Raw genomic sequence first — 25,869 nt, 5'->3', positions numbered from 1 at the left:
CTCTACTGAGACGTGTCTCGGCTGGGTTACGTTGCCCGGGTTGCACGAAATCGATGTACAGGAGGGCGTGACCCATGCGGGTGCTGGTGACCGGGGGAGCGGGTTTCATCGGATCGCACTACGTGCGGCAGGCGTTGTCGGGGGCGTACCCGGCGCTCGCCGATGCCGAGGTCGTGGTGCTGGACAAGCTGACGTACGCGGGCAACCCGGCGAACCTCGCGCCGGTGGCCGAAAGCCCGCGGTTGAAGTTCGTCCAGGGCGACATCTGTGACGGGGCGCTGGTGTCGGAGCTGATGACGGGCGTCGACCTGGTGGTGCACTTCGCCGCCGAGTCGCATGTGGACCGCTCGATCCTCGGTTCGGCGGACTTCGTGCTGACCAACGTGCTGGGCACGCAGACGTTGCTGCAGGCGGCGCTGGGCGCGGGGGTGGGCAAGTTCGTGCACGTGTCCACCGACGAGGTGTACGGGTCGATCGACGAGGGCTCGTGGCCCGAGGACCACGCGCTGGAGCCGAATTCCCCCTACTCGGCGTCGAAGGCGTCCTCCGACCTGCTCGCCCGCGCGTTCTTCCGCACGCACGGCCTGCCGGTGTGTGTGACGCGGTGCTCGAACAACTACGGTCCGTACCAGTTCCCGGAAAAGGTCATCCCGCTGTTCGTCACCAACCTGCTCGACGGCGGGAAAGTCCCGCTCTACGGCGACGGGCTGAACGTCCGTGACTGGCTGCACGTGGACGATCACTGCCGCGGCATCCAGCTGGTCGCGGAATCCGGCCGGGCGGGCGAGGTCTACAACATCGGCGGCGGCACCGAGCTGACCAACCGCGAGCTCACCGAGCGGCTGCTGGCCGCGTTCGACGCGGGCTGGGACCGGGTCGAGCCGGTGCCCGACCGCAAGGGGCACGACCGGCGTTACTCGGTGGACATCACGAAGATCAGCACCGAGCTCGGTTACCGCCCCGCGGTTCCGTTCGACCAGGGGCTGGCCGACACTGTGCGGTGGTACCGCGAGAACCGCTCGTGGTGGGAGCCGCTCAAGGAACGCGCCGCGCTGGTGGGGAAGTGAGGAGCCCGATGCTCAGTGTGCTGGTGCCCGGCGGGACGGGGCAGCTCGGCCACGACCTGGCCGCGCTGGCGTCGGCGGACGTCGAGGTCACCGCGCCCGGTTCGGCGGAGCTGGACCTGACCGACGTGGGTTCGGTGCTCAAGGCGGTCGGCGCGCTCGCCGAACGGGCCCGGGAGACGGGCCGCCGGCCGCTGGTGATCAACGCGGCGGCTTACACGGCTGTCGACGCGGCGGAAACCGACGAGCGGCGCGCCTTCGCGGTCAATGTGGACGGTCCGCGCGTGCTCGCCGCGGCCTGCTCGTCGCGGGGTGTGCCGCTGGTGCACGTGTCGACGGACTACGTGTTCCCCGGTGACGCGGACCGGCCGTACGAGCCCGAGGACGAGGTGGGCCCGCGCAGTGCTTACGGCCGCACGAAGGCAGCGGGGGAGGACGCGGTGCTCGGCTCCGGTGCGCGGGCCTGGGTGGTCCGTACCGCGTGGGTGTACGGGGCGAGCGGGTCGAACTTCGTGAAGACCATGGTGCGCCTGGAAGGCGAGCGCGAGACACTGTCCGTTGTGGACGACCAGCGGGGAGCGCCGACGTGGTCGGCGGATCTGGCTGCCGGGCTGCTCGAACTCGGCGAGGCCATCGCCGCGGGCCGGGGGCCGGAGCGCCGGGTGCTGCACTGCACGGGCGGCGGCGAGACCACGTGGTACGGCTTCACCCGGGCGATCTTCGAGGAGCTGGGCGCGGACCCGGAACGCGTCAAGCCCTGCACCACCGAGGAGTTCCCGCGGCCCGCGCCGCGTCCGGCGTATTCCGTGCTGTCCAACAAGTCGTGGGTGGACGCGGGGCTGACGCCGCTGCGCCCGTGGCGGGAAGCGCTTTCCGCCTACTTCGCCGCGGCGCGCCGGTAGGCTTCGACCGTGGCGTCCGCGCAGTGGCGCCACGTGAAGCCCGCCGCGTGCGCGCGGCGTCCGACGGACAGCGACGCGACGCGGGGTTCGGCCACTGCCTCGCCCATCGCGACAGCCAGCGCTTCGACATCGCCGTACGGCACCAGGCGCGCGAAGCTTCCCGCGATCTCGCGCAACGCCGGGATGTCCGTGCACACCACGGGAACATCGCAGGCCAACGCTTCCAGCACCGGCAGCCCGAAACCCTCGTCACGGGAGGGCAGCACCAACGCGGACGCTCCCGCGACGACGTTGCGCAGGTCCACTTCGGACAGATAACCGGCGTGCAGCACACGGCCGGAGGCGCTGACCGGGCCGGGCCCCGAGAACACCAGCGGCGGCAGCTCCGGATCGGCGGCGTGCGCCTTCCGCAGCCAGTCGAGGCCCTTGCGCGGGTTCGAGGCGCCGACGTAGAGCAGGTACTCCGACGGCAACCGCAGCCGGTCGCGCGTCTCCTTGTTCGGTGGCCGCCCGGTGAACCACGCCGCGTCGACGCCCAGCGGGGTCACCTGAATCTTTTCCCGTGGCACGTCGAGCCGTTCGGCGACTGTTTCGGCGACCGCCGCGGTCGGCGTGCAGATGACGCGGGCCTGCTTCGCGCCCTGGCGCACGAGCTGCGGCAGCTCGCGGTCACTCCGCGCGAGCTCTTCCGGGGCGTCGAGGAACGCCAGGTCGTGGATCGTCAGCACCCCGGCGGCGCGAGCGGCGCGGGGCAGCACGAAGTTGGTGCCGTGCACGACGTCCGCGAGCCCGGCGAACAGTTCGACGGGCGGGAACGGCGAGTGCAGCCAGCTCCGGCGCAGCAGGCGCGCCGCGACGGGCATCCCGCGGGCGCGGGCACCGTGCGGGAGGACGTGGCGCAGCCGCCGCCAGCCGCGCAAGGTGAACGCGACCGCACGAGTGTCCACATCGGACCTTGAAGCCAGTTCCTCGGCCAGCGAGGCGGTGTAACGCCCGATCCCCGTCCGTTCGCCGAGCAGGGGAGTGCCGTCGAGCAGGACCTTCAGCGTCCGCTCAGCCACGGCTTCGCGCCACTTTCCGCAGCCGGCCCGCGACGCGGCGGGCCAGCTCCTTCGGCCCGCCGTCGGCGAGGTACTCCCGCACCAGCGCGAGGTCCCGCCGCACCATTTCGCTGCCCCGCAAGGGATCGGACACGGTCAGGTCGGCCGCGCCGACCAGCCTGTCGGCCGCCGGGCGCGGGTTGCGGCAGAACTCGACGAGCGGCTTGAGCGCCTGCGGCCAGGCGAACCGCTGCGCCACGACGGCAATGCGCTCCTTGCACGCCTCGGCGAACTCCGTGTCGTACATCGCGCGTTCCAGCGCGTCCGCGAGCGCGTCGGCGTCCTCCGCCGGCACGACCACGCCGAGCTTCTCCTCGCGCACCAGGTCGGCGAACGCGTCGCCGTCGGTGGTCACGATCGGCAGACCCGACCACAGGTAGTCCAGCACCCGCGTGCGGAACGCGAAGGTGGTCTCGACGTGCTCGAAGTGCGTGGTGACCCCGCAGTCCGCGTCCAGCAGCCAGTTCTGCCGCTCGCCGTAGGGCACCCAGTGCTCGTTGAAGAACACGTGCTTGCCGGTCATTCCCAGCCGGTCGGCCAGCTGCATCGTGCGCGCGCCGATGTCCATCTCGGCGACCTCGGGGTTCGGGTGCTTCATGCCGAGGAACACCAGCCGCACGTCCGGCCGCCGCTGCCGCAGCCGGTCGATCGCGTCGACGAGGGTCAGCGGGTCGAACCAGCTGTAGACGCCACCGGCCCACAGCACGACGTGGTCGGTGTCGGTGAGGCCGAGTGTCGAGCGCAGGCCGGGCGCGGTGCGCACGGGCGGCTCGGCGGGCAGGCCGAACGGGACCACGGCCAGCAGTGACTGCGTGGTCGGGTCGGCGTCGTAGAGCCGCGGCGTAAGGCGGCCGAGCGCGGCGAGGTGACCGAGCCAGAAGTGCCGCTGCCGCTCGGAGGCGCAGAGGAAGAAGTCGCCGCGCTCCAGCTGCGCGTCGAGGACGCGCGTGACGCCGGCGAGGTCCGCCGCGCGCCTGTCGTCCGGGGCGCTCTTGCCCTGTTCGAGCAGCTCCAGGTGCATCGGGTCGTACAGGTCGCAGACCACGATCTTGTTCGAGTGCCCGGCCTTGAGCGCGGGCGCCATCTCCAGCACGTGGCCCTGCAGGATCACCACGTCGGCCCACTCGATCGGCTCGGTGAGGTCCCGCTTGCGGGCCGCGCTCACCGGAAACGGCGCGGGCGGCGGCGCGGCCAGCGGGTTGACCGTGACCAGGCGCACGTCGTGCTCGGGGGCGAGGACGCTTGCGATGTTCCACGCGCGGATCGCCGGGCCCGCCATCCGGTCGGTGATCGCGTCGCCGGTGATCACCAGGACCTTGCGGCGCTGCCCGAACACGCTCTCGATGCCGAACGCCTCGACCAGGATCTCGTGCGCGGCGAGGTAGCGCGGCAACGGGTACGCGGGCTCCAACGCCTTGCGCAGCAAGGGAACCAGGTCGGCGTCGGTGCGCACGCGGGCGGCCTGCTCGGCCTTGCGCGACTCCGCCAGCGACGGCAGCAGCTCCACGAACTGGTCGACCGCGAGCACTCCCGCGAGCGTCGTCCTCGGCACCTCGACGGGTGTCGTGTCGACCGGCTTCACGCCCTTCGCGAGGTCGAGCTGCGTCGCGTCCAGCTCGCCGCGGGCGGTAGCGCGGCGGATCGCCAGCGCGAGCGCCGCGGGCAGCACCTTCGCCAGCGTCTCGTCGGAGACGTTCTTGTACAGCGCCGCGAGCGCGTTGCGCTCCAACAGGAACGTCTCACGGCCGGTGTCGGGAGCGTCCACTTCGGACATCGTCGCGTGGTGGCGGTGGTAGGCGAGCGACTCCGGCACGTACCGCACGCGCCAGCCCCGCAGGTTCAGCCGCCAGCCGAGATCCACGTCCTCGTAGAACATGAAGAAGCGCTCGTCGAACCCGCCGAGCTCGGCGAACACGCCGGCTCGCACGAACATCGCGGAGCCGGTGGCGAACAGCACGTCCTTGGCGGTCTCGTGCTCGCCGGACGGCACCTCGGCCACCGGCCGCCCCGCGTGGCGCTTGTAGCCCATGCCGAACCAGGTGAGCCCGGCGTCGACGAAGTCCGTGCCCGTGCCGTCCCAGTCCAGGACCTTGCTCGCGACGGCGGCGACCGTCGGGTCGGCGGCCAGCGCGGCGACGGCGGCACGCGCCCAGCCGGGATGCGGGCGGGCGTCGTTGTTGAGGAACGCGAGCACGCTGCCCTGCGCCTGCTTCGCGCCGAGGTTGCAGCCGCCGGCGAAGCCGAGGTTCGTGGGTGACTCGATGAGCTTGACGTCGGGCAGCGCGGCCTTGATCCGGGCGACGTCGTCCCCGCCGGAGGCGTTGTCCACGACGAGAATTTCGAGCCGCGGGTAGTCCAGGTCGTCGGCGAGCGCGCGCAGGCAGGTGATCGTGTCGCTCGCGCCGCGGTAGTTCACCACGATCACCGAGACGAGCGGCAAAGGCGTGTCCCCCTGGCTCAACGCGCGACCTCCAGCTCATCGGTTGAGCGAAGCTTAGCCGGGTGTCCAGTTTCGCCAGACCTGCCCTCGCGGGACCGTCGAGCGGCGGGAGATGGCGCGGCGGTCACGCAGGGTCGCGGGCAGTCGCAGGAGTACCTCCGCGAGCACCCGGATGCGCAGCGGGACGCGGAAGTTGGCCGCGCCGGGCACCTTCCGGCGCAGGGGGAGCAGGGCGGTGATCGCGGCGAAGCGCGCCAGTTCCCGGGCCGCGACGGCGGCCGGGGCGCAACGCAGCAGGGTCAGCAGGCGGTTGCGTTCGTTCCACAGGTGGAACTGCCGCGAGCCCGGTTTCGTGCTGACGCCATGACGGTGCGTGACCTGGGCGTCCGGCACGGTGACGAGCTCGTGCCCCGCGAGCCTGAGGCGCCAGGCGGTGTCGGTGTCCTCGTAGTAGCAGAAGAAGTGGCCGGGCACCCCGCCGATCTCGCGGAGGACGTCCGTGCGCAGCAGGGCCGCGCCGCCGCAGAAGCCGAACGCCGGTGCGTCGAGCGTGTCCGCGCCGTAGCCGTCCGCGGTCAACCGGACGCCGACGCATTGCGGGGTGCCGTCCGGGCGGTTCAGCCGCGCGGAGGCGGCCGCGGCGGAACCGAGCGCGTCTTCCAGCGTGCGGAGCCAGTGCGGGCCGGGCGCCGCGTCGTCGTTGAGCCAGGCCATCAGCGGAGTGTCCACAAGGGACAGTGCCGTGGACATCGCGCCCGCGTAGCCGGCGTTGCGCCGCAGGCGCACGACGCGTGGTTTCGACGGGTGCTCGGCGAGCAGGCGGGCGGTGCCGTCGTCGGACGCGTTGTCCACCACGAGGGTCCGGTGTGGACGGTCCTGGGCGGCGAGCGCGTCGAGGCAGGCGGTGATCTGCCCGGCGCCACGCCACGTGACGACCACCACGGTGGAGCTGACCTCGGTCACGGCGAGCACAATACGGCTCGTGCCGGAACTCGTGGTCATCGCCGAGCAACTGCTGGCGCCCGTGCCGGGCGGCACCGGCCGCTACACCGCCGAGCTGCTGCGTGCGCTGGCCGAGACCGCGCCGCCGGGCTGGGAGGTCACCGGCGTCGTCGCACGGCGGCCGAAAGTGCAGGTGGAGGGCTTGCGGATGCTCCCGTTGCCGCCGCGTGCCCTGGTCGCCGCGTGGCAGCTGGGCGTGCCGTACTGGCCGGGCGGGGATGCCGTGCACGCCCCGACGCCGCTCGCGCCGCCGCGGGGCTCGGTGTCCGTGACGGTGCACGACACCGTGCCGTGGACGTATCCCGAGACGCTGACCCGGCGTGGTGTCTCGTGGCACCGGCAGATGATCCGGCGGGCGGCCGGGCGGGCGCGGGGCCTGGTGGTGCCGACGCGGGCGGTGGCGGACGACCTGCGCCGATGGGTGCCGGTCACGGTGCCCGTGCACGTGGCCGGGCACGGGGTGGCGGAGGTGCTGTCGTCGCCGGAGGAGGTGCCGGACCTGCCGGGGCGTTTCGTGCTGGCGGTGGGCACGATCGAGCCACGCAAGGGCATCGACGTGCTGCTGGACGCGATGACCGAAGTGGACGTACCGCTGGTGCTGGTCGGGCAGCCGGGCTGGGGCGGGGTCGACCCGCGGCGGGACGGCGTGGACGTGCGGGTGCTGGGGCGCCTGTCGGACGCGCGGCTGGCGGGCGTGCTGCGGCGTGCTTCGGTGCTGGCGGTGCCGAGTCTCGCGGAGGGTTTCGGCCTGCCGCTGCTGGAGGCGATGGCGGCGGGGGTGCCGGTGGTGCACTCGGATGCCCCGGCGCTGGTGGAGGTCGCGGGCGGGGCGGGCATGTGCGTGCCTCGCGGGGACGCGAAGGCGCTGGCGGCGGCCTTGCGGGAGGTGCTGTCGTCGCCGGTGTCCGCCCTGGTCACGGCGGGCCGTGCCCGGGCGGCGGAGTTCTCGTGGCGCCGCGCGGCGGAGGCCGTCTGGACCATTCACGCGGGGACGAGATTGTGAGTTCCTCACCAAACGGACGGGGGACGGTCGTACGCTGCACTGGTGGGAAGAGGTGAACCCAGCGTCCTGATCGATGCCACGGCCGTGCCTGCCGACCGTGGTGGTGTCGGCCGCTACGTCGATTCCCTCGTGCAGGCCCTGGACGCCGACGGGGCGCCGGTCAGCGTCGTGTGCCAGCCGCGGGACGTGCGGTTGTTCGCGCGGCTCGCGCCGGGGTCGCGAATCGTGCCCGCGGGTCCGTCCACGGTCACCAGGACGGCGCGGCTGGCGTGGGAGCAGACCACGCTGCCGATGCTCGCCCGGCGGCTGAACGTGCAGGTCGTGCACTCGCCGCACTACACGATGCCGCTGGCCAGCCCGGCCGCGTCGGTGGTGACTCTGCACGACGCGACGTTCTTCACCGACGCGGTGCTGCACTCGTCGGTCAAGGCGCGGTTCTTCCGCGGTTGGACGGTCACGGCCCTGCGCCGCGCGACGATGTGCATCGTCCCGAGCCACGCGACGGCGAACGAGCTGGCGCGCGTCACGAAGGCGCGCCCGCGAGCGCTGGAGATCATCGAACACGGCGTCGACATGGAGCGGTTCCACCCGCCGTCGCCGGAGGAGGTGCGCGCGGCACGGGCGGCGATCGGCCTGGAGACGCAGCCGTACGTCGCGTTCCTGGGGGCGCTCGAACCGCGCAAGAACGTGCCGGCGCTGATCCGGGGGTTCGCGAAGGCCGTCGAACACAGGGCGGACGCGCCGGCGCTCGTGCTGGCCGGTCAGCCGGGGTGGGACACGCAGGTGGAGCGCGCACTGGACGCCGCGCCGCTGCGGCTGCGCGTGATCCGGGCGGGGTACCTGCCGTTCGACTCGCTGGCGGGTTTCCTCGGCGGCGCGGAGCTGGTGGCGTACCCGAGCCTCGGGGAGGGCTTCGGCCTGCCGGTACTGGAGGCCATGGCGTGCGGGGCGTGTGTGCTGACCACGCGCAGGCTGTCACTCCCGGAGGTCGGCGGCGACGCGGTGGCGTACTGCGGCGTGGGCGCGGGAGACGTCGCACTGGCCCTTTCGGAGCTGCTCGACGACCCCGGCCGCCGCGCGAAGCTCGCGGAGGCAGCCCAGCGCCGGGCGAAGGAGTTCTCGTGGACCACGAGCGCCGAGCGTCACCGCGAGGCGTACGGAAAGGCGTGGCTGGCACATCGGCGAGGGTGACTGGTATTCTTCATGGTGCGAGGCCCCCGTAGGGCCGAGAAGTGAGCCCGTGGTGCGTCCGGACGGTCGTGTCACGGGCTTTGCGCTGTCTAGAGACGGGTGATCCTGGCGACCGCCGGTGAGATGCGTCGTCGCCAGTCGCCGCCCGCGCCGTAGCACCAGGCCACCGCGTCGGGAATCCAGAGCAGTGGGGTGGCGGTGGATTCGTGGTGTTCGTAGACGACCAGAGGCGCGGACGGGCACCCTCCCAATGTGCGGTAGATGGTCACCTGGTCGTGCTTGTCCTGCTCCTGCCTGCTATCGATGATCACGCGGTACGCCCCCGCCTCGACGAGGTCGTGCACCGCTTCGGCCAGGCACCGCTGGCGGTCCTGTTCCGCGGTCTTGGGCGTGCACGACGTCGTGTAGAGCCAGGAGATCGCGGGAAGCGCGGCAATCCGGTCGGCGAGCAGGCGGCGTCGTGGTGACTTCTCCTTCTTGAAGTGCAGTTCCCGCTGCCCGGGAAGCAGCAGCGCGGACAGCTGCTTGCGGATGGGCACGAGCTGGGCGGGATCGACGACGCTGACGCAGACGATGTAGGAACCGTCTCGCCCGGACTCGTCGATGAAGGCATGCACTGGCACCGGCTCATCTTGGCGTTCGAGGTGGCAAGGGGTGTGCAGGAACGTGGACGGTCGCGCAATGGTGTGGTTGGCGCATGGGCGGGGCAGACTGGTAACCTTGCCAGTGCGAGGCCCCCTTAGGGCCGAGAAGTGAGCCCGTGGTGCGTCCGGACGGTCGTGTCACGGGCTTTGCGCTGTCTAGACCTCGATCACCTTCGAGACGATCGGCATCACGCGGCGGCGCCAGTCTCCGCCCGCGCCGTAGCACCAGGCGACGGCGTCGGGAACCCACAGCAGCGGTACGGATGCCGAGTTCAGGTGCTGGTGCGTCAGAAGACGGAGGAGCACGACCGTCAACGGCGCTTGGGGCAGGCGATCCACGACCTCGCCGAGCTGCGGGCCGATCGGGTGATCCTGGACAGCCACGATCACCGCGGCCCACAAGAACAGGGCGACCATTTACCAGGCGTTGGGCAAGCACACGAAGACTGACTAGTAGCGGCGGTCTCGCCCGGACTCGTCGATGAAGGCATGCACTGGCACCGGCTCATCTTGGCGTTCGAGGTGGCGAGGGGTGCGCGGGAACGTGGACGGTCGCGCGATGGTGTGGCGCAACGCGGTCCCTACCCCCACCACCCACAAAACGCCCCACCGCGCCGTTGCACTGAGTGAACCCGGCACAATGACCCGGGTGACCGAGCCGACACGTTATGGGGACGGCGTCGCCGTGGTCGTGGTGACCTACTTCCCCGGGGACGACCTCGCCCGCTTCCTCGACACGCTCGAGAAGGCCACCACCCGCGACGTCCGCGTGGTGCTCGCCGACAACAGTGCCGACCCCGCCTCCGACGCCGCCGTCCACAATGCCGCCCTCGACAGCGCCGCCGAGCGGGACGGGGTGCAGCTCCTGCGCATCGGCGAGAACCTCGGCTACGGCGGCGGCGCCAACCGCGGCGTCGCCGAGCTCGACGAGTCCTACGGCTGGGTCGTCGTCGCCAACCCGGACCTCGAATGGGAACCCGGCTCGCTCGACGTGCTCCTCGAAGCCACCCACCGGTGGCCGCGCGGTGGCGCGTTCGGGCCGCTCATCCGCGAGCCCGACGGCACCGTCTACCCCTCGGCCCGCCTCCTGCCGTCACTCGGCCGGGGGGTCGGGCACGCCGTCTTCGGCAAGGTCTGGCCCGCGAACCCGTGGACCCGCGCCTACCGCCAGGAACGCGCCCCCGAGGAACGCACTTCGGGCTGGTTGTCCGGTTCCTGCCAGCTCTTCCGCCGCGAAGCCTTCGACTCCGTCAACGGGTTCGACTCGCGCTACTTCATGTACTTCGAGGACGTCGACCTCGGCGACCGCATCGGCCGCGCCGGCTGGCAGAACGTCTACGTACCCTCCGCCGCGGTCACCCACATCGGTGGCAAGGCGACTGCCCGCGCGCCGAAGAAGATGCTGGCCGCCCACCACGAAAGCGCCTACCGCTACCTCGCCGACCGCCACCGCGGCCCCGCGTGGCGGCCCGTGCTCGCCGCGATCAAGCTCGGACTCGCGGTCCGGCTGAAACTCGAGACGCGCGACCGGTGACCGGCCGCCTCAGAAGCCTTCGAGACGACGGGAAAGGTCGGAACGGCCCGTGGTCTGCTTGGTGGTGGGGATGAGCCCGCCGACCTCTTCCTCCTGCGGGTCCGGCGCCACCGGCCGCAGGTCGACCCGCGTACCCGGCTTCGGCTGGAGACTGCTCTGCACCGAGTCGATCACCGACGACGGCACCACCGCCGTGGTGTCCGGATCCTCGCCCTGGTCGATCCGGTCGACCACCGAACGGGGGATCTGCTGGGTGTTCGACGCGTCCATCGGCGACACCGCGTCATCGGGCGTGACCACGAAAGCGCCGCGCGCCCGCGCCCGGGCCAGCAACGCGTCCGCTCGTTCGCGGGGGTCCATCCGCTCGGCCTCCCGACTCGACCTGAGGCCCTCTCCGACCGGGGCCGCCCGTGTGCTGTCTAGGGTAGGCCCTCCAGGCGGTCGCCGTCAGCAAAACGTGCGGCCTGTCGCCCGGCAGGTGCTCGATCACGGGAGGAAGTTGTGACGCCGACGGAGAATGTCGACGCCGTGGTGCTCGTGGGCGGCAAGGGGACCCGGCTGCGGCCGCTCACCCTGTCCGCGCCGAAACCCATGCTGCCCACCGCGGGCGTGCCGTTCCTGAGCCACCTGCTGTCCCGGATCCGGGCCGCGGGCATCACGCACGTCGTGCTGGGCACGTCCTACCGCGCCGAGGTCTTCGAGGAGTACTTCGGCGACGGCGAGTCCCTCGGGCTCGAACTCGAGTACGTCGTGGAGGACGAACCGCTGGACACCGGCGGCGCCATCCGCAACGTGTACGACAAGCTGCGCGCCGAGCACGCCGTCATCTTCAACGGCGACATCCTCTCCGGCGCGGACCTGAACGCCCTCGTGCAGGCGCACCTGGACGTGTCGGCCGACGTCACGCTGCACCTGCAGCGCGTCGACGACCCGAGCCGCTTCGGTTCGGTGCCCACGGATCCCGACGGCCGGGTCACCGCGTTCCTGGAGAAGACGCCGAACCCGCCGACGGACCAGATCAACGCGGGTTGCTACGTCTTCCGCCGCTCAGTGGTCGAGTCCATTCCCGCGGGTCGCCGGGTTTCGGTGGAGCGCGAGACGTTCCCGGGCCTCCTCGCGAACGGCGCGCACGTGCACGGGTTCGTCGACGCGTCGTACTGGCTGGACGTCGGTACGCCCGAAGCTTTCGTGCGAGGTTCCGCGGATCTCGTGCGCGGCCTGGCGCCGACGTCCGCGCTGCCCGGCCCGATCGGTGACGCACTCGTGCTCGATGGGGCAAAGGTCGAGGACGGTGCGCAGGTGCGCGGTGGTTCGACCATCGGCGCGGAGTCGCAGGTCGCCTCGGGCGCGTGCGTCACGGGTTCGGTGTTGTTCGACCGCGTGACCGTGGCGGAAGACGCGGTTGTCGAGGACTCCGTGCTCGGGGTCGGCGCATGCGTCGGCAAGGGCGCGGTGCTGCGGGGCGTGGTGCTCGGCGATGGTGCGGTGGTCGGCGCGGGGTGCGAGCTGCTGCACGGCGCGCGCGTGTGGCCGGACATGACGTTGGCCGATCGTTCGATCCGTTTCTCCAGCGACTGCTAGTGCGGTACCGGCCCCCGTTCACTGTGGACCTCGGCGCGGTGCTCGCCCCACTGCGCCGCGGCAAGGGTGATCCGTGCTTCCGGGCCGAGGAGTCCGGCGTCACCTGGCTGACAGGTAACACGAAGGATGGTCCGGGCACACTGGCTTTCCGCCGTTTCGCGGACGGCGAGATCGAGGCGGACGCGTGGGGCCCCGGCGCGGACCGGTTGCTGACGGGCGTGCCCGCGTTGCTGGGCGCGGACGACGATGACAGCGGTTTCGTCGCGCACCACGACCCGGTCGCCCGCGCACGGCGAGCCATGCCGGGCCTGCGCATCGGCGCGACGGGCCGTGTGTTCGACGTCCTGATCCCGGCGGTGCTGGAGCAGAAGGTCACAGGCTACGAGGCGCGCAGGTCGTGGCGTGAGCTGTGCCGGTGGTACGGCGAACCAGCCCCGGGCCCGGCGCCTGCCGGCATGCGCGTCCCCCCGACGCCACGCGCGATCTTGTCTATTGTGGACTGGAAGTGGCACAAGGCGGGCGTCGACCTGTCCCGCAGGAAGGCTCTCGTCTTTGCGGCGCAGGTAGCACACCGCCTGGAACGAGCAGCGGAGTTGCGTGGCGCAGAAGGAAGGGCCTGGCTGCAAAAAGTCCCGGGAATCGGAGTGTGGACCGCGGCGGAAGTAGCCCAACGCGCCTGGGGCGACGCCGATGCAGTCAGTTTCGGGGACTTTCACATCCCCACAGTCGTAGGCTACGCACTGCTGGGCGAGCCACTGGATGACGCAGGACTAGCGGAAGTCCTGGCACCCTATGCCCCACAACGACAACGCGCAGTGCGCTACCTGGAAGCAGCAGGCTTCCAACGCCCAAGATTCGGGCCAAGATACGCAGTAAGAGATTATCGAGCAATGTAAACGGAAACCCGGCAACACAAAGCCGCCCGGCACACGCCCAGGCCTCCCAGCGCCCGGTCAAGTTCGTGCCCGAGGTGACCACGGCTCGCGCGCGAAGGCGCGGCTTTAAAGATGAAAAGAATGCCTCGCCGGCGGGCAGGCTCCAGGATGATGGGGCCCCAAGGGATCTCACCTCGGGTGGGTGGTCGAGTTGAGTGGTCATCCCGTCGCCTGCGGTTTGTGCATATCACTTTGACCCAGGCCCGCAAGCTTGGCATGTCAGCTCACGCGAGCACGAGGGTTGCGGGCCTGGCTCAAAGTGATCGTCCGGTGTCAGGCGACGGGATGACCACCCAACTCTCGGGGTGTGTTCAAAGCGGGCTTACGCCCCCAAGGCTGCCTTCACGATCGCCAAAGCTTCCTTATCCCCCAACCCCAAAGACCGGCACGTTGCCGCGTACCTCGCTGCCGCTTCCTGTGCCAGCCGCCGGGACTCGTCGCCCGATGATGACACGAAGCTGCCCGCTCGGCCGCGCGTCTCGATCAGCCCGGCTTCTTCCAGTTCCCGATACGCCCGCGCAATCGTGTTCGGTGCGATCCCCACGTCCGCCGCCAGTTGCCGGACCGTGGGCAATCTGGTGCCGACCGCCAGGCGACCGTCGTTGATCTGCTCCGCCAGTGACGAGCGCACCTGCTCGTACGGTGGCATGGCGGATTCCGGGTCGACGCGAACGATCATCGTGCTGCCGCCACCAGCTCTGCCAAGTCCTCCGAGCCCGGCGGCAGGGCGTCGACCGGCCACCAGCGCAGGTCGTCCGACTCGTCGCTGCGCACCGGTTCCGCGCCGCGAGGGGCGCGCACGGCGAAACGTACGTCGAAATGCCGCGTCGGGACTCCAAGAGAACACGTGATCGGGTGCACGTCCAGGTGCACCGGCTCCGGGTCGATGTGCAGGTCCGCGATCCCGGACTCCTCCCGCGCCTCCCGCAGGGCCGCGTCCACCAAGGACGAGTCCGACGGTTCGCAATGGCCGCCGAGTTGGAGCCAGCGGCCGACGCGGGGGTGCAACGTCAGGAGCACCCGTGCACCGTCCGCGTCGAGGAGCACCGCCGACGCCGTGATGTGGCCGGCCTCGCACGACCGCCTACACGCATCCTCGCGTGCCGCCAGGAAACCCAGGAACGCTTGACGCAGGGACTCCTGTGACGGCAGGGCTGGGCGCCACTTGTCCAGTGTGGACACCGCATCCGCGTGCAGGCTCACAGTTCCACCAAGCCTTCACCGGTGGACAACGGGCCCCGCTCCGGAATCTCGACGGGATGACCTATCGCGACCGCACCCAGCGGTTGCCACTCCCTGCCCAGCCCCAGCACCTCGCGCACGACGTCCGCCGCGAAGATGGTCGAGCCGATCCAGCACGAACCCAGCTCCTCGGCGGCCAATGCGACCAGCAGACCTTGCACCGCGGCCCCGCCGGCGACGGTGAACATCGTGCGCTCACAGGCGTTCCGACGCTCATCCGCGTACGTGTGCGCGCCCTCGGGCACGAGGAACGGCAGCACGACCTCGGGCGCCTGGAACAGGATGTCGCCCCGGCCGACCCGCTTCGCGACCTGCTCGTCGGTGAAACCGTCGGCCCGCAGGTCCGCCCGCCACGACTCGCGCATCGCCTCCAACAGCTTCGTGCGCAGCCCACGGTCACGCAGCCACACGAACCGCACTGGCTTGGTGTGGTGCGGCGCCGGGGCGGTCAACGCCGCGGCGATGGACCGGCGCAACGCCTCCGGCTCCACCGGCTCGTCCGTGAACCGCCGCACCGAACGCCGAGCGGGCACGGCCTCGCGGCGGCCCTGCGCGATCGCTTCCGCGACACCGAGGCGGAACATGTCCTGCTCCACCGGGCGCACCAGGTTTCGGGCCGTGGAGCCGTCGTCCACAAGCGACAGTCCACGAACGACCGCGACGGGAGTGGCCTTCAGTTTGCCCTTCACCAGGTCGGCCGCCGCCGCGACCTCGTCCGCCACGGCGATCTCGGTGACCATCAGCTCGTTGCCCTGGCCGTCGACCTCGCCCTCGTACGAGTGCAGCACGCGCAGCCCCGACGAACCGATCGCCGCATCGGTCTGGCCCACGCGCCACGCCCGGCCCATCGTGTCGGTGACCACCACGGCCACCTCGACGCCGAGCCGCTCCCGCAGGCCGTTGCGCAGCGCGAGCGCCGAAGCGTCCGGATCCGTGGGCAGCAGTGCGATCTCACCCTGGTCCACGTTGGACCCGTCGACCCCGGAAGCCGCCTGCACGACGCCGATGCGGTTCTGCGTGATCAGGGTGCGGCCGAACCGGGCGATGACCCGGACCGCCTCCTCCTCGACCAGCCGGCGCCGCGCCGCGTCCCGCTCCTCCGGGTCACTGGGCACGCGTATCAGCATGCCCTCGATCTTCGACACGACCTTGCTGGTCACCACGACGACGTCCCCCGACCGCAGCCACGGGGCGGCGGACGCGATCGCGCCGGTCAGGTCGTCGCCGGGCCGGAACTCCGGGAGCCCTTCGACGGGCAGGATTTCCAGCCGGTCGGTGGAATGCTCAGTCAAGGTCCACTCCGGACAGTTCGAGCGCCGCGCGGGCCATCGCGGCGGTGGCGTCCACGTCGCTCATCAGCAACGGAACCGCGTGCACCGCGACGCCGGGCACGTGCACCGTCTCGCCGGCGGCCACCAGCCAGCCGTCGAGCAGCCCGTCCTCGGACGTCTGGCGCGAGCCGTAGTGGCGGCCCACCGCCTCCGCGGAGGTCTCCACGCCGATCGCGGTCAGGCACGCGTCCGCCATGCCCCGCACGACCTTGCCGCCGATGATGGGCGACACGCCCACGACACCGGCCGCCGTCTTGCGCAGCGCCTCCCGCACACCGGGCACGGCCAGCGTGGTCCCGATCGACACCACCGGGTTCGACGGCGCGAACAGCACCGCGTCGGCCTCCGCGATCGCGTCGAGCACGCCCGGCCCCGGCTTCGCCTCGTCCGCGCCGACGGGCACGATCGAGTGCGCGGGCAGCCCGGCCTGGTACCGCACCCACCACTCCTGGAAGTGCAGTGCCTTGCGCTGCCCGGCTTCCTCGGGATCGTCGACCACCACGTGGGTCTCGACGCGGTCGTCGGTCATCGGCAGCAGCCGCACGCCCGGCTGCCACCGGTCGCACAGCGCCTCCGTGATCGCCGAGAGCGGGTAGCCCGCGCGCAGCATCTGGCTGCGGATCAGGTGCGTGGCGATGTCCTTGTCACCGAGCCCGAACCAGCTCGGCTCGGCGCCGTAGGCCGCCAGCTCCTCCTTGACCACCCAGGTCTCGCCCGCGTGGCCCCAGCCCCGTCCGGTGTCGACACCCCCGCCGAGGGTGTACATGCACGTGTCGAGGTCCGGGCAGATGCGCAACCCGTGCATCCACACGTCATCGCCCGTGTTGACCAGGGCGGTGACCTCGTGCGGGGACTCCCCGGGGCCGATCGGGGGCAGGCCGAGCGCGGCCTTGACGCCGAGCAGGAAGCGGGCGCCGCCGACTCCGCCGACTAGTACGACAACCTTCACGAGGAGCGATCCTCGCACGCTGGCGTCCAGTACCGGTACCGGTGGTGTTCGCGGAAACCGAGCGCCACGTAGAGCGCCAGCGCGGGGGCGTTGTCCACGGCGACCTGGAGCACGCACTCGGTGGCGCCCCGCTCCGCCGCCCACGACCCGGACGCGGCCATCAGCGCCTTCGCGAGCCCGCGCCGCCGGTGTTCCGGGCGGACGGCGAGCCGTGAGACGTGCAGCAACTCGCCCGCGATGGCGGTCCGCACAGCGCCCGCCGTGCCCTCCGCCACGCCGTAGCCGACCTCGCCGGTGGTCAGCACGTGCCGCTGCGCGGGCGAGGGGGCGGTGGTGCCCGCGGTGAGTTCCCACCATGCGGGAGAAGGCTCGGGCAGGAAGGAAATCCCGTCGGCGCCGGTGCCCAATGGCCCGAGCAACACGGCCACGAGATGTCCCGCCGCGTGCCCGGTGTTCGGCACCCACCGGGCCGCTTCGAGCGCCTGCTCGGTCTCGCTTCCCACGATCGTTTGCACCACCGGCGGAATGCCGTGGACGTGGGAGAACTCACACACCCGTGCCAGCGCCTGGTCGAACGGCATCCCGGGGTCGCCCACGGCCAGTGCGCTGTTGGCCCGGCCGGTGAATCCGGAAGCAGCACGTAGGCGCCAGTCGCCCACCTTGTCCTCGACCACCGGGCGCCAGGCGTCGGCGCACCGGAGTTCGACGTTTTCAGCGGGGTTCATGCGCTACATTGTGCCTACGTAAGGGTGGCCTTACCTGGGATTGGCGCGCCGCGGACGCGTAATGTCCGACGTCGTAGCTGGATCTCATTCACACAGCAGGAGTGCGCAGTGACCTACGTGATCGCCGAGCCCTGCGTCGACGTGCTCGACAAGGCGTGCATCGACGAGTGCCCAGTCGACTGCATCTACGAGGGCGACCGGATGCTCTACATCCACCCCGACGAGTGCGTGGACTGCGGTGCCTGCGAGCCGGTTTGCCCGGTGGAAGCCATCTACTACGAGGACGACGTCCCCGACGACTGGGCGAACTACACCAAGGCGAACGCGGACTTCTTCGACAAGCTCGGGTCCCCCGGCGGCGCGTCCAAGGTCGGCAAGACCAGCGACGACCCGCAGTGGATCAAGGACCTGCCCCCGCAGGGCGAATGAGCTCGCTGCCCGACTTCCCCTGGGACTCCCTCGCCGGGGCCAAGGCGACCGCCGCCGCCCATCCGGGCGGGGTGGTCGACCTGTCCGTCGGCACCCCGGTCGACCCGGTCGCGCCGAACATCCGCGAGGCGCTGGCCTCGGTGTCGGAGATCCCGGGCTACCCGCAGACCCACGGCACCCCGCAGCTGCGGGCCGCGGCCGTCGAGTCGCTGCGCCGCCGCCACGGCGTCACCGGCCTGGAGCCGGACGCCGTGCTGCCCACCATCGGGTCCAAGGAACTGGTGGCGTGGCTGCCGAAGCTGATCGGCGCCGGGCCCGGCGACACGGTGGTGATCCCCGAGCTGGCGTATCCGACGTACGAGGTCGGCGCGCTGCTGGCCGGGGCGTCCGTGCTGCGCTCGGACAGCCTGTTCGCGCTCGGGCCGCAGCGCCCGAAGATGATCTGGCTCAACTCGCCGTCCAACCCCACCGGGCGCGTGCTCGGCGTCGACCACCTGCGCAAGGTGGTCGAGTGGGCGCGGGAGCGGGACGTGCTGGTCGTGTCGGACGAGTGTTACCTCGCGCTGGGCTGGGAGGCCGAGCCGCTGTCGATCCTGCACCCGTCGGTCAGCGGCGGCAGCACCGCCAACCTGCTCGCCGTGCACTCGCTGTCGAAGTCGGCCAGCCTCGCCAGCTACCGGGCCGGGTTCGTCACCGGTGACCCGGCGGTGGTCGCGCGGCTGCTGGAGGTGCGCAAGCACGCCGGCATGATCGTGCCACGGCCGGTGCAGGAGGCGATCACGGTCGCGCTGGCGGACGACGAGGTGCTCGCCACCCAGCGCGAGCGCTACGCCCGTCGCCGCATGGTGCTGCAGAAGGCGTTGCAGGACAACGGTTTCACCATCGACCACTCCGAGGCCGGGCTGTACCTGTGGGCCTCGCGCGGTGAGGACGCGTGGACCACGGTGAACTGGCTCGCCGAACGCGGCATCCTGGTCGCGCCCGGCACGTTCTACGGCCCGAAGGGCGGGCAGCACGTCCGCGTGGCGCTGACCGCGACCGACGAGCGCGTGGAAGCCGCCGCCGAGCGCCTGGGCTGAGGTCGCGGCTAGTAGTCCTTGCCGGTCAGGCCGCGGTAGGCGAAGCGGGTCAGCGCCTCCACCGTGTCCTCTTCGGACAGTCCCGCCGGGGCGAGGCGCATGAAGCTGTCCACCAGTGAGTACATCATCGCGACGCTGACCTCCGGCGGTGCCGGGAGGTCCAGCCCGGTCAGGTGGCTCAGCAGGTCGCTGCGCTCGACCTCGCCGAAGCGCGCGAACCGCTCCGCGAACTCCTCGTTCACCAGCGCCGCCTGTTGCATCGCGAGCAGGGTCGGCGCGTTCTCCTCGTAGAAGCGCAGGTACGCCACCACGTGCCAGCGGACCGCGTCCGGGTCCGAGAAGTCGGACTTGTGCTCGGCCTCGCGCGCCGTCTCGTCGCTGCTCGCCGACATGTCCTTCAGTAGCGCTTCGAGCAGCTCTTCCTTGCTGCCGAAGTGGTTGTAGAACGACCCCGCCGCCCGGCCCGCCGCCGCCGTGATGTCGGTGATCTTCGTGTTCAGGTAGCCGCGCTCGGCGAACAGCCGCTTCGCCGCCTCCTTCAGCGCGGCCTCCGTCTCGGCCGCCTTCTCCTTGCGCTTCACCGCACCTCCTTGACAGGAACGCTAGCAGCGAGCATGCTGAATCTGAATTCACTGAAAGGAGATTCAGTCATGAAGGTACTGATCGCGGGCGGCGGACCGACCGGCCTGACCCTCGCCATCGAGCTCGCCCGGCGGAACGTCGAGGTGCGGATCGTCGACAAAGCGACCGAGTTCTTCGCGGGCTCGCGGGGCGACGGCCTGCAGCCGCGCACCATGGAGGTGTTCGAGGACCTGGGCGTGCTCGACGCGGTGCTCGCCGAGGGGATGCTGCCCGCGCCGTTCCGCGTGCACCTGAACGGGCGGTTCGTGGAAGAACGGTGGATGGCGCCGCTCCAGGAGCCCCGCCCGGACGTGCCCTATCCGAACGCCTACTTCCTCGGCCAGTCACAGACCGAGGCGATCCTGCGCGATCGGCTGGCGGAGTTCGGCGTGCGGGTGGAGCTGAACACCGCGCTCGCCGGGTTCGAGCAGGACGTCGACGGCGTGACGGCAACGCTGTCGACGGGCGAGGTCGTGCGCGCGGCCTACCTGGTGGGTGCCGACGGCGGCCGCAGTTTCGTGCGCAAGGCGCTCGGCATCGCGTTCGAGGGCACCACGGACGAGTCGTTCCGGATGCTGCTGGGCGACGTCGCGGCCGACCTCGACCCGGCGTGCGGGTACTGGTTCGCGAGCGAGGACGACCCGATGTCCGGCGTCATGATGAGCCCGCTGCCGGGGCAGGGGCTGTTCCAGTTCGGCACGCCGCTGGGTGAGGAGGACACCGACCCGACGCTGGAGACGTTGCAGGCGAAGCTCGACGAGCGGCAGGCGGGCGTGCGCCTGGAGAAGCTCACGTGGTCGACGGTGTGGCGGCCGAACGTCCGGCTCGCCGAGCGGTTCCGCGTCGGGCGCGTGTTCCTCGCCGGGGACGCGGCCCACGTGCACCCGCCGACCGGCGGGCAGGGACTCAACACGGGCGTGCAGGACGCGTACAACCTCGGCTGGAAGCTCGCCGACGGTGCACCTGAGCTGCTCGACAGCTACGAGACCGAGCGCCGGGCCGTGGCCGAGCGGGTCCTCGGGGTGAGCACCGAGCTGATGCAGCGGTACGCCGACGGCGACGAGTCCGCGCACGAGCGTGGGGAGGAGACCCAGCAGCTGAACATCAGCTACCGCACGACGGACGGCAAGCTGGTGGCCGGTGACCGGGCGCCGGACGCGCCGGTCACGGCCGCCGACGGTACCCCGACGAGGCTGTTCGACCTGTTCCGCGGGCCGCACGCGACCCGCCTGGTCTTCGGCGCGTCCGCCCCGGCCGAGCCCCACGCGTACGCGGTGCTACGGCCGGGACAGACCGCTTCGGGCGCGTACGTCGTCGACACGGACGGGCACGCCTTCGCGGCCTACGACGCGTCGGACGGCACGGACGTGCTGGTGCGCCCCGACGGTTACCTCAGTTCGCGTGCAGAGCGGCGTTGAGCTCGACGGTGGCGCCGTTGCGGGGCACCACCTCGACGGCGCCGGTGGCGGAGTTGCGGCGGAACAAGGCGTTCGAGATGCCCGACAGCTCGCGTGCCTTGACCGATCGGCCCTCGACGACGACCTTCGTGCCCGCGGTGACGTACAGCCCGGCCTCGATCACCGAGTCGTCGCCGAGGGAGATGCCCACGCCGCCGTTCGCGCCGATGAGGCAGCGCTCGCCCAGCGAGATGATCTCCTTGCCACCGCCCGACAGCGTGCCCATGATCGAGGCGCCGCCGCCGACGTCGCTGCCATCGCCCACGACGACCCCGGCCGAGACGCGGCCCTCGATCATGGAGGCGCCGAGCGTGCCGGCGTTGTAGTTCACGAAGCCCTCGTGCATCACGGTGGTGCCGGGCGCCAGGTGTGCGCCGAGGCGGACGCGGTCGGCGTCACCGATCCGGACGCCCGTGGGCAGCACGTAGTCGACCATGCGGGGGAACTTGTCGACGCTGTGCACGGCGACCGAACCCCGCGCACGCAGGCGCAGCCGGGTGGCCTCGAAACCCTCGACGGGGCAGGGGCCGTGGTTGGTCCACACCACGTTGGCGAGCAGGCCGAAGATGCCGTCCAGGTTCTGCCCGTGCGGGCGCACCAGGCGGTGCGAGAGCAGGTGCAGGCGCAGGTACACGTCGTGTGCGTCGGCGGGGGCGTCGGCCAGGCGGGCGATGCTGCTGCGCACCGCGACCACCTCCACGCCACGGGCGTCGTCCGGGCCGAGCAGCGCCGCGGCGGCCTCGCCCAGCGCCTCGACCGCCTGTGCGTGCGAGAGGCGCTCCGTGCCCGCCGTGCCCGGGTCGCACAGCTTCGGGTGCGGGAACCAGGTGTCCAGAACGGTGCCGTCGGCCGTGACGGTCGCCAGCCCGACGCCGGAGGCGCCGGTGGTCTCGGGGTTCGGGGTCTCTTCGCTCACGGCCCCCACGGTAACGGACCGCGGCTCAGCCGGTGGTGACCTGGGTGTCGACGGCCTGCTTGACGTCGCGCAGCGTGTTCGCCAGGTTCGTCAGTGCCTGTGAGCAGGGGTTTCCCGGCGTCGTCACGTTCTCGCAGTGCGGGCCGCGGTAGGCCGCGACGTTCTTGTCGAGCGAGTCGGCGAGGGTGTTCAGCTCGGGGTGCTTCGGCCCGGCGAGCTGGCGCACCATGCCCACCGAACCGCCCAGCTCGGTGACGTACTTCTCGCAGCCCTTGGGCACCTGCTTCGCGGGGGCGGTGAAGCACGTGTCGGCGGTGTACGCCCGCAGCTTCGTCGCGAGCGCGTCAGGGGTCGCCGCCGACCCGCCGGCCTTGGGAGTGGGCCCGGCTTCCTCACCGGAGCAGCCTGCCAACGCGAGAGTGAGGGCGGCCACCGCCAGGATCTTTCGCGTGCGCACGTAGCCACGGTACGCGGCTGGGCTACGGTCCGGGACATGGCACTCGACCTGTACGCGGATCCCGTCGACATCACCGCCGCGCTGGTGGACATCCCGAGCGTCTCGGGGGAGGAGGCGGCGATCGCCGATGCCGTGCAGGAGGCGCTGACCAGGCAGGCGGGGCACCTGGAGGTCGTGCGCAACGGCGACGCCGTGCTCGCGCGCACCCACCTCGGCCGTCCGTCGCGCGTGATCCTCGCCGGGCACCTCGACACCGTGCCCGTGAACCGGAACCTGCCGCTGCGCCGCGAAGGTGACGAGCTGCACGGCCTCGGCACGGTGGACATGAAGGGCGGCGACGCGGTCTTCCTGAGCCTGGCCGCGACGGTGCCCGAGCCGCGGCACGACGTGACCTTCGTCTTCTACGACCAGGAGGAGGTCGAGGCGGTCCGCAACGGCCTCGGGCGCATCGAGCGCGAGCTGCCGGACTGGCTGCGGGCGGATCTGGCGATCGTCGGCGAACCGTCGAACGCCGGGATCGAGGCCGGCTGTCAGGGCACCATGCGCGTCGAGCTGCGTTTGGAAGGCCGCCGCGCGCACACCGCGCGGGCGTGGATGGGCGTCAACGCGATCCACAAGCTCGCCGAGCCGTTGCAGCGCCTGGCCGCGTACGAGGCGCGCGAGGTCGAGATCGACGGGCTGCGCTACCACGAGGGGCTGCAGGCCGTGCGCATCTCCGGCGGGGTCGCGGGCAACGTCGTGCCGGACGAGGCGGTGCTCGCCGTGAACTTCCGGTTCGCCCCCGACCGCACGCCCGAGCAGGCCGAAGCCCACGTGCGCGAGGTGTTCGACGGCTTCGACGTGACGGTCGTGGACTCCTCTCCCGGAGCGCTGCCCGGACTGTCGGCGCCTGCCGCCGCGGAGCTGGTCGCGGCCGCGGGCGGGAAGGCGGCGGGCAAGCTGGGGTGGACGGACGTGGCCCGGTTCGCCGCGCTGGGCATGCCCGCGGTGAACTTCGGCCCGGGTGACCCGACGCTCGCGCACACCCGGGAGGAGTTCGTTCACGCGGCGGAAATCAGGCAGGTGGCCAGCGTGCTGCGGGAGTTTCTGTCCCCCCGATAAGCTCGCGAAGGTGACAGTGGAAGAAAGCACCGACTACCCGGAGCACCCGCGCGAGAAGCACCGGGGACCGGTAGTGCTGCGCCGTGGCAGCCGGGACGAGGACAGCACCACCGATCAGCGCCTGCTCGACTCGCGGGGGCCGAGCGACTGGGTGCACACCGACCCGTGGCGGGTGTTGCGCATCCAGGCCGAGTTCGTCGAGGGCTTCGGCGCGCTCGCCGAGGTGCCCCGCGCGGTGACCGTGTTCGGCTCCGCCCGCACCCCGCGTGACCACCCCGAGTACGAGCTGGGCCGCAAGATCGGCGCGGCGCTGGCGAACGCCGGGTTCGCGGCGATCACCGGCGGTGGCCCGGGGTCGATGGAGGCGGTCAACCGCGGCGCGTCCGAGGCCGGCGGGTTGTCGATCGGGCTGGGCATCGAGCTGCCGTTCGAGCAGGGGCTGAACCCGTGGGTCGACCTCGGCGTGAACTTCCGCTACTTCTTCACGCGCAAGACGATGTTCATCAAGTACGCGCAGGCGTTCATCTGCCTGCCCGGCGGTTTCGGCACGCTCGACGAGCTGTTCGAGGCGCTGACACTGGTGCAGACCAAAAAGGTCACGAAGTTCCCGGTCGTCCTGTTCGGACGGTCGTACTGGGGCGGCCTCTACGACTGGGTGAAGAGCACCGTCCACGGCGAGGGCAAGATCGGGGAGAAGGACCTCGCGCTGCTGCACGTCACGGACGACATCGACGACGCGGTGCGCGTGGTGCAGGAGTCGTACAAGGCTTGGGAGGACACCCACTAGTGCGCCGGATCTGCGTTTTCTGTGGTTCCTCGACCGGGCGCGACCCGGTGTACGCCGAGCAGGCCGCCGCGCTGGGCAAGCTGCTCGCCGACCGGGGCATCGGGCTCGTGTACGGCGGGGCGAGCGTCGGGATCATGGGCGTCGTCGCCGACGCCGCGCTGGCCGCCGGAGGCGAGGTCATCGGCGTGATCCCGCAGCACCTGAAGCGCGTGGAGATCGCGCACGCGGGCCTGACGGAGCTGCACGTGACCGCCGACATGCACGAGCGCAAGGCGAAGATGGCCGAGCTGTCCGACGGTTTCCTCGCGCTGCCCGGCGGGGCCGGGACGCTGGAGGAGCTGGCGGAGATCTGGACGTGGGCGCAGCTGGGCCTGCACGCGAAACCGCTCGGGCTCGTGGACGTCGCCGGGTACTACCGGCCGCTGCGCGAGTTCGCCGACCACATGGTCACCGAGGGCTTCCTGCGGCAGGAGCACCGGGACCTGCTGTTCGTCGACGCCGACCCGGCCGCGCTGCTGGACGCCTTCGCCCGGTACGAGGCCCCCGACGTGGCGAAGTGGATCAAGTAGCGGCAGCTTCTCGCCCGATTCGGGGATAGCGGGAGAGGCCACCCTTGGCCGCGTCAGGAACTGGGCTGCCGGGTGGCCTCCCGGGAGCAGTCACTCACGCCGCTTCGCCGGGGCGCTTGTGGTAGCGGTCCACGTACTCCAGCTCCGACAGCTCCAAGATCGCGTACATGATCTCGTCCGTCACCGCGCGGCGGATCGCGGGCGAGTTCTCCATGCCCGCGTACCGCGAGAAGTCCAGCGGCTCCCCGAACCGCACGCACACCTTCGCCAGGCGCGGGATCTTCTTGCCGATCGGCAGCATCTTCTCCGTGCCCGTCAGCGCCACCGGCACCACCTTCGCGCCCGTCGTCAGCGCCAGCGCGCCGACTCCCGTGTGGCCGCGATGCACGCGGCCGTCGAGCGAGCGCGTGCCCTCCGGGTAGATGCCGAACGCGCCGCCCGCGTTCAGCACCTTGCGCGCCGACTCCAGCGCTGCCAGTCCGGCCGCCGCGTTGCCGCGTTCCACCGGCACGTAGTTCAGCCCCCGCAGGAACGCCGCCACGAACCTGGCCTTGGGACTTCTGCCGGTGAAGTACTCGGCCTTCCCCAGGAACGACACCGGGCGCGGCGCGACGACCGGGATCACGAAGGTGTCGACCGCCGCCCGGTGGTTGGCCGCCAGGATCACCGGCCCGGTCAGCGGCACGTGCTCGGTGCCGTGGACCTCCGGCCGGTAGACCATCCTGGCGAACGGTGCCAGCACGTACCGGATCAACAGTTGTAGCAAGACTCCTCCAGACCAGCCCACCTCGAAGGCATCACTCCCAGCAT

The 25,869-nt window shown here is 71.3% G+C and carries 28 protein-coding genes; 13 read left to right on the top strand and 15 right to left on the bottom strand.

Features of this window, described 5'->3' with window-relative positions:
• Window positions 1-74 precede the first annotated feature (74 nt).
• Both rfbB and rfbD read left to right on the top strand, forming a co-directional pair.
• Window positions 75-1,067 (top strand): dTDP-glucose 4,6-dehydratase, encoded by a 993-nt coding sequence (rfbB, locus tag FHX82_RS21640; RefSeq protein WP_145935113.1) that lies wholly within the window; start codon window positions 75-77, stop codon window positions 1,065-1,067.
• A gap of 8 nt (window positions 1,068-1,075) precedes the next feature.
• Window positions 1,076-1,966, top strand: coding sequence for a dTDP-4-dehydrorhamnose reductase (gene rfbD, locus FHX82_RS21635; RefSeq protein ID WP_145935112.1), 891 nt, complete (start codon window positions 1,076-1,078; stop codon window positions 1,964-1,966).
• On the opposite strand, the gene FHX82_RS21630 is transcribed toward rfbD, so the two are convergent.
• The 3 genes from FHX82_RS21630 to FHX82_RS21620 are packed head-to-tail and all read right to left on the bottom strand — an operon-like array spanning window position 1,942 to window position 6,508.
• Window positions 1,942-3,027: a glycosyltransferase family 4 protein gene (locus FHX82_RS21630; protein WP_145935111.1), complete on the bottom strand. Its 1,086-nt coding sequence runs from the start codon at window positions 3,025-3,027 to the stop codon at window positions 1,942-1,944. The genes rfbD and FHX82_RS21630 overlap by 25 nt on opposite strands.
• Window positions 3,020-5,527: a glycosyltransferase gene (locus FHX82_RS21625; RefSeq protein WP_145935110.1), complete on the bottom strand. Its 2,508-nt coding sequence runs from the start codon at window positions 5,525-5,527 to the stop codon at window positions 3,020-3,022. The genes FHX82_RS21630 and FHX82_RS21625 overlap by 8 nt, the downstream gene beginning before the upstream one ends.
• Before the next feature lie 33 nt (window positions 5,528-5,560).
• Window positions 5,561-6,508 carry a glycosyltransferase family 2 protein gene (locus tag FHX82_RS21620; protein ID WP_145935109.1) on the bottom strand — a complete coding sequence of 316 codons (948 nt, stop codon included), beginning with the start codon at window positions 6,506-6,508 and terminating at the stop codon, window positions 5,561-5,563.
• On the opposite strand from FHX82_RS21620, the gene FHX82_RS21615 reads away from it, so the two are divergent.
• Both FHX82_RS21615 and FHX82_RS21610 read left to right on the top strand, forming a co-directional pair.
• Complete coding sequence (locus tag FHX82_RS21615; protein ID WP_145935108.1) at window positions 6,489-7,511, top strand: glycosyltransferase family 4 protein; 1,023 nt, start codon at window positions 6,489-6,491, stop codon at window positions 7,509-7,511. The two genes, FHX82_RS21620 and FHX82_RS21615, sit on opposite strands and share 20 nt — an antisense overlap.
• A gap of 42 nt (window positions 7,512-7,553) precedes the next feature.
• On the top strand, window positions 7,554-8,702 hold the full coding sequence (locus FHX82_RS21610; RefSeq protein WP_145935107.1) for a glycosyltransferase family 4 protein: 1,149 nt from the start codon (window positions 7,554-7,556) through the stop codon (window positions 8,700-8,702).
• 89 nt (window positions 8,703-8,791) lie between these two features.
• On the opposite strand, the gene FHX82_RS21605 is transcribed toward FHX82_RS21610, so the two are convergent.
• Both FHX82_RS21605 and FHX82_RS21600 read right to left on the bottom strand, forming a co-directional pair.
• Window positions 8,792-9,325 (bottom strand): hypothetical protein, encoded by a 534-nt coding sequence (locus FHX82_RS21605; protein WP_145935106.1) that lies wholly within the window; start codon window positions 9,323-9,325, stop codon window positions 8,792-8,794.
• A gap of 177 nt (window positions 9,326-9,502) precedes the next feature.
• Window positions 9,503-9,763, bottom strand: coding sequence for a hypothetical protein (locus FHX82_RS21600; protein ID WP_145935105.1), 261 nt, complete (start codon window positions 9,761-9,763; stop codon window positions 9,503-9,505).
• 223 nt (window positions 9,764-9,986) lie between these two features.
• Here FHX82_RS21600 and FHX82_RS21595 point away from each other — a divergent pair, with 223 nt between their 5' ends.
• Window positions 9,987-10,880, top strand: a complete 894-nt coding sequence (locus FHX82_RS21595) for a glycosyltransferase family 2 protein (protein ID WP_145935104.1) — start codon at window positions 9,987-9,989, stop codon at window positions 10,878-10,880.
• 9 nt (window positions 10,881-10,889) lie between these two features.
• On the opposite strand, the gene FHX82_RS21590 is transcribed toward FHX82_RS21595, so the two are convergent.
• Window positions 10,890-11,240: a hypothetical protein gene (locus tag FHX82_RS21590; protein WP_183176750.1), complete on the bottom strand. Its 351-nt coding sequence runs from the start codon at window positions 11,238-11,240 to the stop codon at window positions 10,890-10,892.
• A gap of 141 nt (window positions 11,241-11,381) precedes the next feature.
• Here FHX82_RS21590 and manB point away from each other — a divergent pair, with 141 nt between their 5' ends.
• Both manB and FHX82_RS21580 read left to right on the top strand, forming a co-directional pair.
• Window positions 11,382-12,461, top strand: coding sequence for a mannose-1-phosphate guanylyltransferase (gene manB / locus FHX82_RS21585; protein WP_229881320.1), 1,080 nt, complete (start codon window positions 11,382-11,384; stop codon window positions 12,459-12,461).
• Window positions 12,461-13,357, top strand: coding sequence for a DNA-3-methyladenine glycosylase family protein (locus FHX82_RS21580; RefSeq protein ID WP_145935103.1), 897 nt, complete (start codon window positions 12,461-12,463; stop codon window positions 13,355-13,357). The genes manB and FHX82_RS21580 overlap by 1 nt, the downstream gene beginning before the upstream one ends.
• Before the next feature lie 361 nt (window positions 13,358-13,718).
• On the opposite strand, the gene FHX82_RS21575 is transcribed toward FHX82_RS21580, so the two are convergent.
• Genes FHX82_RS21575 through FHX82_RS21555 form a run of 5 tightly spaced genes read right to left on the bottom strand, consistent with a single transcriptional unit; the run spans window position 13,719 to window position 17,643 of the window.
• Window positions 13,719-14,075 carry a GntR family transcriptional regulator gene (locus tag FHX82_RS21575; protein ID WP_145935102.1) on the bottom strand — a complete coding sequence of 119 codons (357 nt, stop codon included), beginning with the start codon at window positions 14,073-14,075 and terminating at the stop codon, window positions 13,719-13,721.
• Window positions 14,072-14,599, bottom strand: coding sequence for an NUDIX hydrolase (locus FHX82_RS21570; protein WP_145935101.1), 528 nt, complete (start codon window positions 14,597-14,599; stop codon window positions 14,072-14,074). The genes FHX82_RS21575 and FHX82_RS21570 overlap by 4 nt, the downstream gene beginning before the upstream one ends.
• Window positions 14,596-15,930 carry a coenzyme F420-0:L-glutamate ligase gene (locus tag FHX82_RS21565; protein ID WP_145935100.1) on the bottom strand — a complete coding sequence of 445 codons (1,335 nt, stop codon included), beginning with the start codon at window positions 15,928-15,930 and terminating at the stop codon, window positions 14,596-14,598. Before FHX82_RS21565 ends, FHX82_RS21570 begins: the two co-directional genes overlap by 4 nt.
• A complete protein-coding gene (gene cofD / locus FHX82_RS21560) occupies window positions 15,923-16,918 on the bottom strand; it encodes a 2-phospho-L-lactate transferase (RefSeq protein ID WP_145935099.1) in 996 nt (331 codons plus the stop codon). Before cofD ends, FHX82_RS21565 begins: the two co-directional genes overlap by 8 nt.
• Window positions 16,915-17,643, bottom strand: coding sequence for a GNAT family N-acetyltransferase (locus FHX82_RS21555; protein ID WP_145935098.1), 729 nt, complete (start codon window positions 17,641-17,643; stop codon window positions 16,915-16,917). Before FHX82_RS21555 ends, cofD begins: the two co-directional genes overlap by 4 nt.
• 108 nt (window positions 17,644-17,751) lie before the next feature.
• On the opposite strand from FHX82_RS21555, the gene fdxA reads away from it, so the two are divergent.
• Window positions 17,752-18,072: a ferredoxin gene (gene fdxA, locus FHX82_RS21550; RefSeq protein WP_145935097.1), complete on the top strand. Its 321-nt coding sequence runs from the start codon at window positions 17,752-17,754 to the stop codon at window positions 18,070-18,072.
• Window positions 18,069-19,151 carry a succinyldiaminopimelate transaminase gene (gene dapC, locus FHX82_RS21545; RefSeq protein WP_145935096.1) on the top strand — a complete coding sequence of 361 codons (1,083 nt, stop codon included), beginning with the start codon at window positions 18,069-18,071 and terminating at the stop codon, window positions 19,149-19,151. Before fdxA ends, dapC begins: the two co-directional genes overlap by 4 nt.
• Window positions 19,152-19,159: 8 nt before the next feature.
• On the opposite strand, the gene FHX82_RS21540 is transcribed toward dapC, so the two are convergent.
• On the bottom strand, window positions 19,160-19,732 hold the full coding sequence (locus FHX82_RS21540) for a TetR/AcrR family transcriptional regulator (RefSeq protein ID WP_145935095.1): 573 nt from the start codon (window positions 19,730-19,732) through the stop codon (window positions 19,160-19,162).
• Between the two features lie 69 nt (window positions 19,733-19,801).
• Here FHX82_RS21540 and FHX82_RS21535 point away from each other — a divergent pair, with 69 nt between their 5' ends.
• Window positions 19,802-21,190 (top strand): FAD-dependent monooxygenase, encoded by a 1,389-nt coding sequence (locus tag FHX82_RS21535; protein ID WP_145935094.1) that lies wholly within the window; start codon window positions 19,802-19,804, stop codon window positions 21,188-21,190.
• Here the strand turns inward: FHX82_RS21535 and dapD are convergent.
• Together dapD and FHX82_RS21525 are read right to left on the bottom strand one after the other, a co-directional pair.
• The gene (gene dapD, locus FHX82_RS21530) at window positions 21,165-22,145 is read right to left on the bottom strand and encodes a 2,3,4,5-tetrahydropyridine-2,6-dicarboxylate N-succinyltransferase (RefSeq protein ID WP_145935093.1); all 981 of its coding nucleotides are present in this window, start codon (window positions 22,143-22,145) and stop codon (window positions 21,165-21,167) included. The genes FHX82_RS21535 and dapD overlap by 26 nt on opposite strands.
• A 25-nt stretch (window positions 22,146-22,170) precedes the next feature.
• Window positions 22,171-22,602, bottom strand: coding sequence for a hypothetical protein (locus FHX82_RS21525; protein ID WP_145935092.1), 432 nt, complete (start codon window positions 22,600-22,602; stop codon window positions 22,171-22,173).
• A 36-nt stretch (window positions 22,603-22,638) separates the two neighbouring features.
• Between FHX82_RS21525 and dapE the strand changes: the two genes are divergently transcribed.
• From dapE to FHX82_RS21510, 3 genes are read left to right on the top strand one after another with little or no spacing between them, the layout of a single operon-like run.
• Window positions 22,639-23,703 (top strand): succinyl-diaminopimelate desuccinylase, encoded by a 1,065-nt coding sequence (dapE, locus tag FHX82_RS21520; protein ID WP_145935091.1) that lies wholly within the window; start codon window positions 22,639-22,641, stop codon window positions 23,701-23,703.
• A 10-nt stretch (window positions 23,704-23,713) separates the two neighbouring features.
• The gene (locus FHX82_RS21515; protein WP_373308668.1) at window positions 23,714-24,490 is read left to right on the top strand and encodes an LOG family protein; all 777 of its coding nucleotides are present in this window, start codon (window positions 23,714-23,716) and stop codon (window positions 24,488-24,490) included.
• Window positions 24,490-25,059, top strand: a complete 570-nt coding sequence (locus tag FHX82_RS21510; RefSeq protein WP_145935090.1) for an LOG family protein — start codon at window positions 24,490-24,492, stop codon at window positions 25,057-25,059. Before FHX82_RS21515 ends, FHX82_RS21510 begins: the two co-directional genes overlap by 1 nt.
• Before the next feature lie 94 nt (window positions 25,060-25,153).
• On the opposite strand, the gene FHX82_RS21505 is transcribed toward FHX82_RS21510, so the two are convergent.
• Window positions 25,154-25,825 (bottom strand): lysophospholipid acyltransferase family protein, encoded by a 672-nt coding sequence (locus FHX82_RS21505; RefSeq protein ID WP_145935089.1) that lies wholly within the window; start codon window positions 25,823-25,825, stop codon window positions 25,154-25,156.
• Window positions 25,826-25,869 lie beyond the last annotated feature (44 nt).

This window comes from Amycolatopsis bartoniae (assembly GCF_014191255.1).
Classification (GTDB): domain Bacteria; phylum Actinomycetota; class Actinomycetes; order Mycobacteriales; family Pseudonocardiaceae; genus Amycolatopsis_E; species Amycolatopsis_E bartoniae.
The sequence above is the reverse complement of the archived record's forward strand: the minus strand, read 5'-3'. Positions and strand labels throughout refer to the sequence as shown.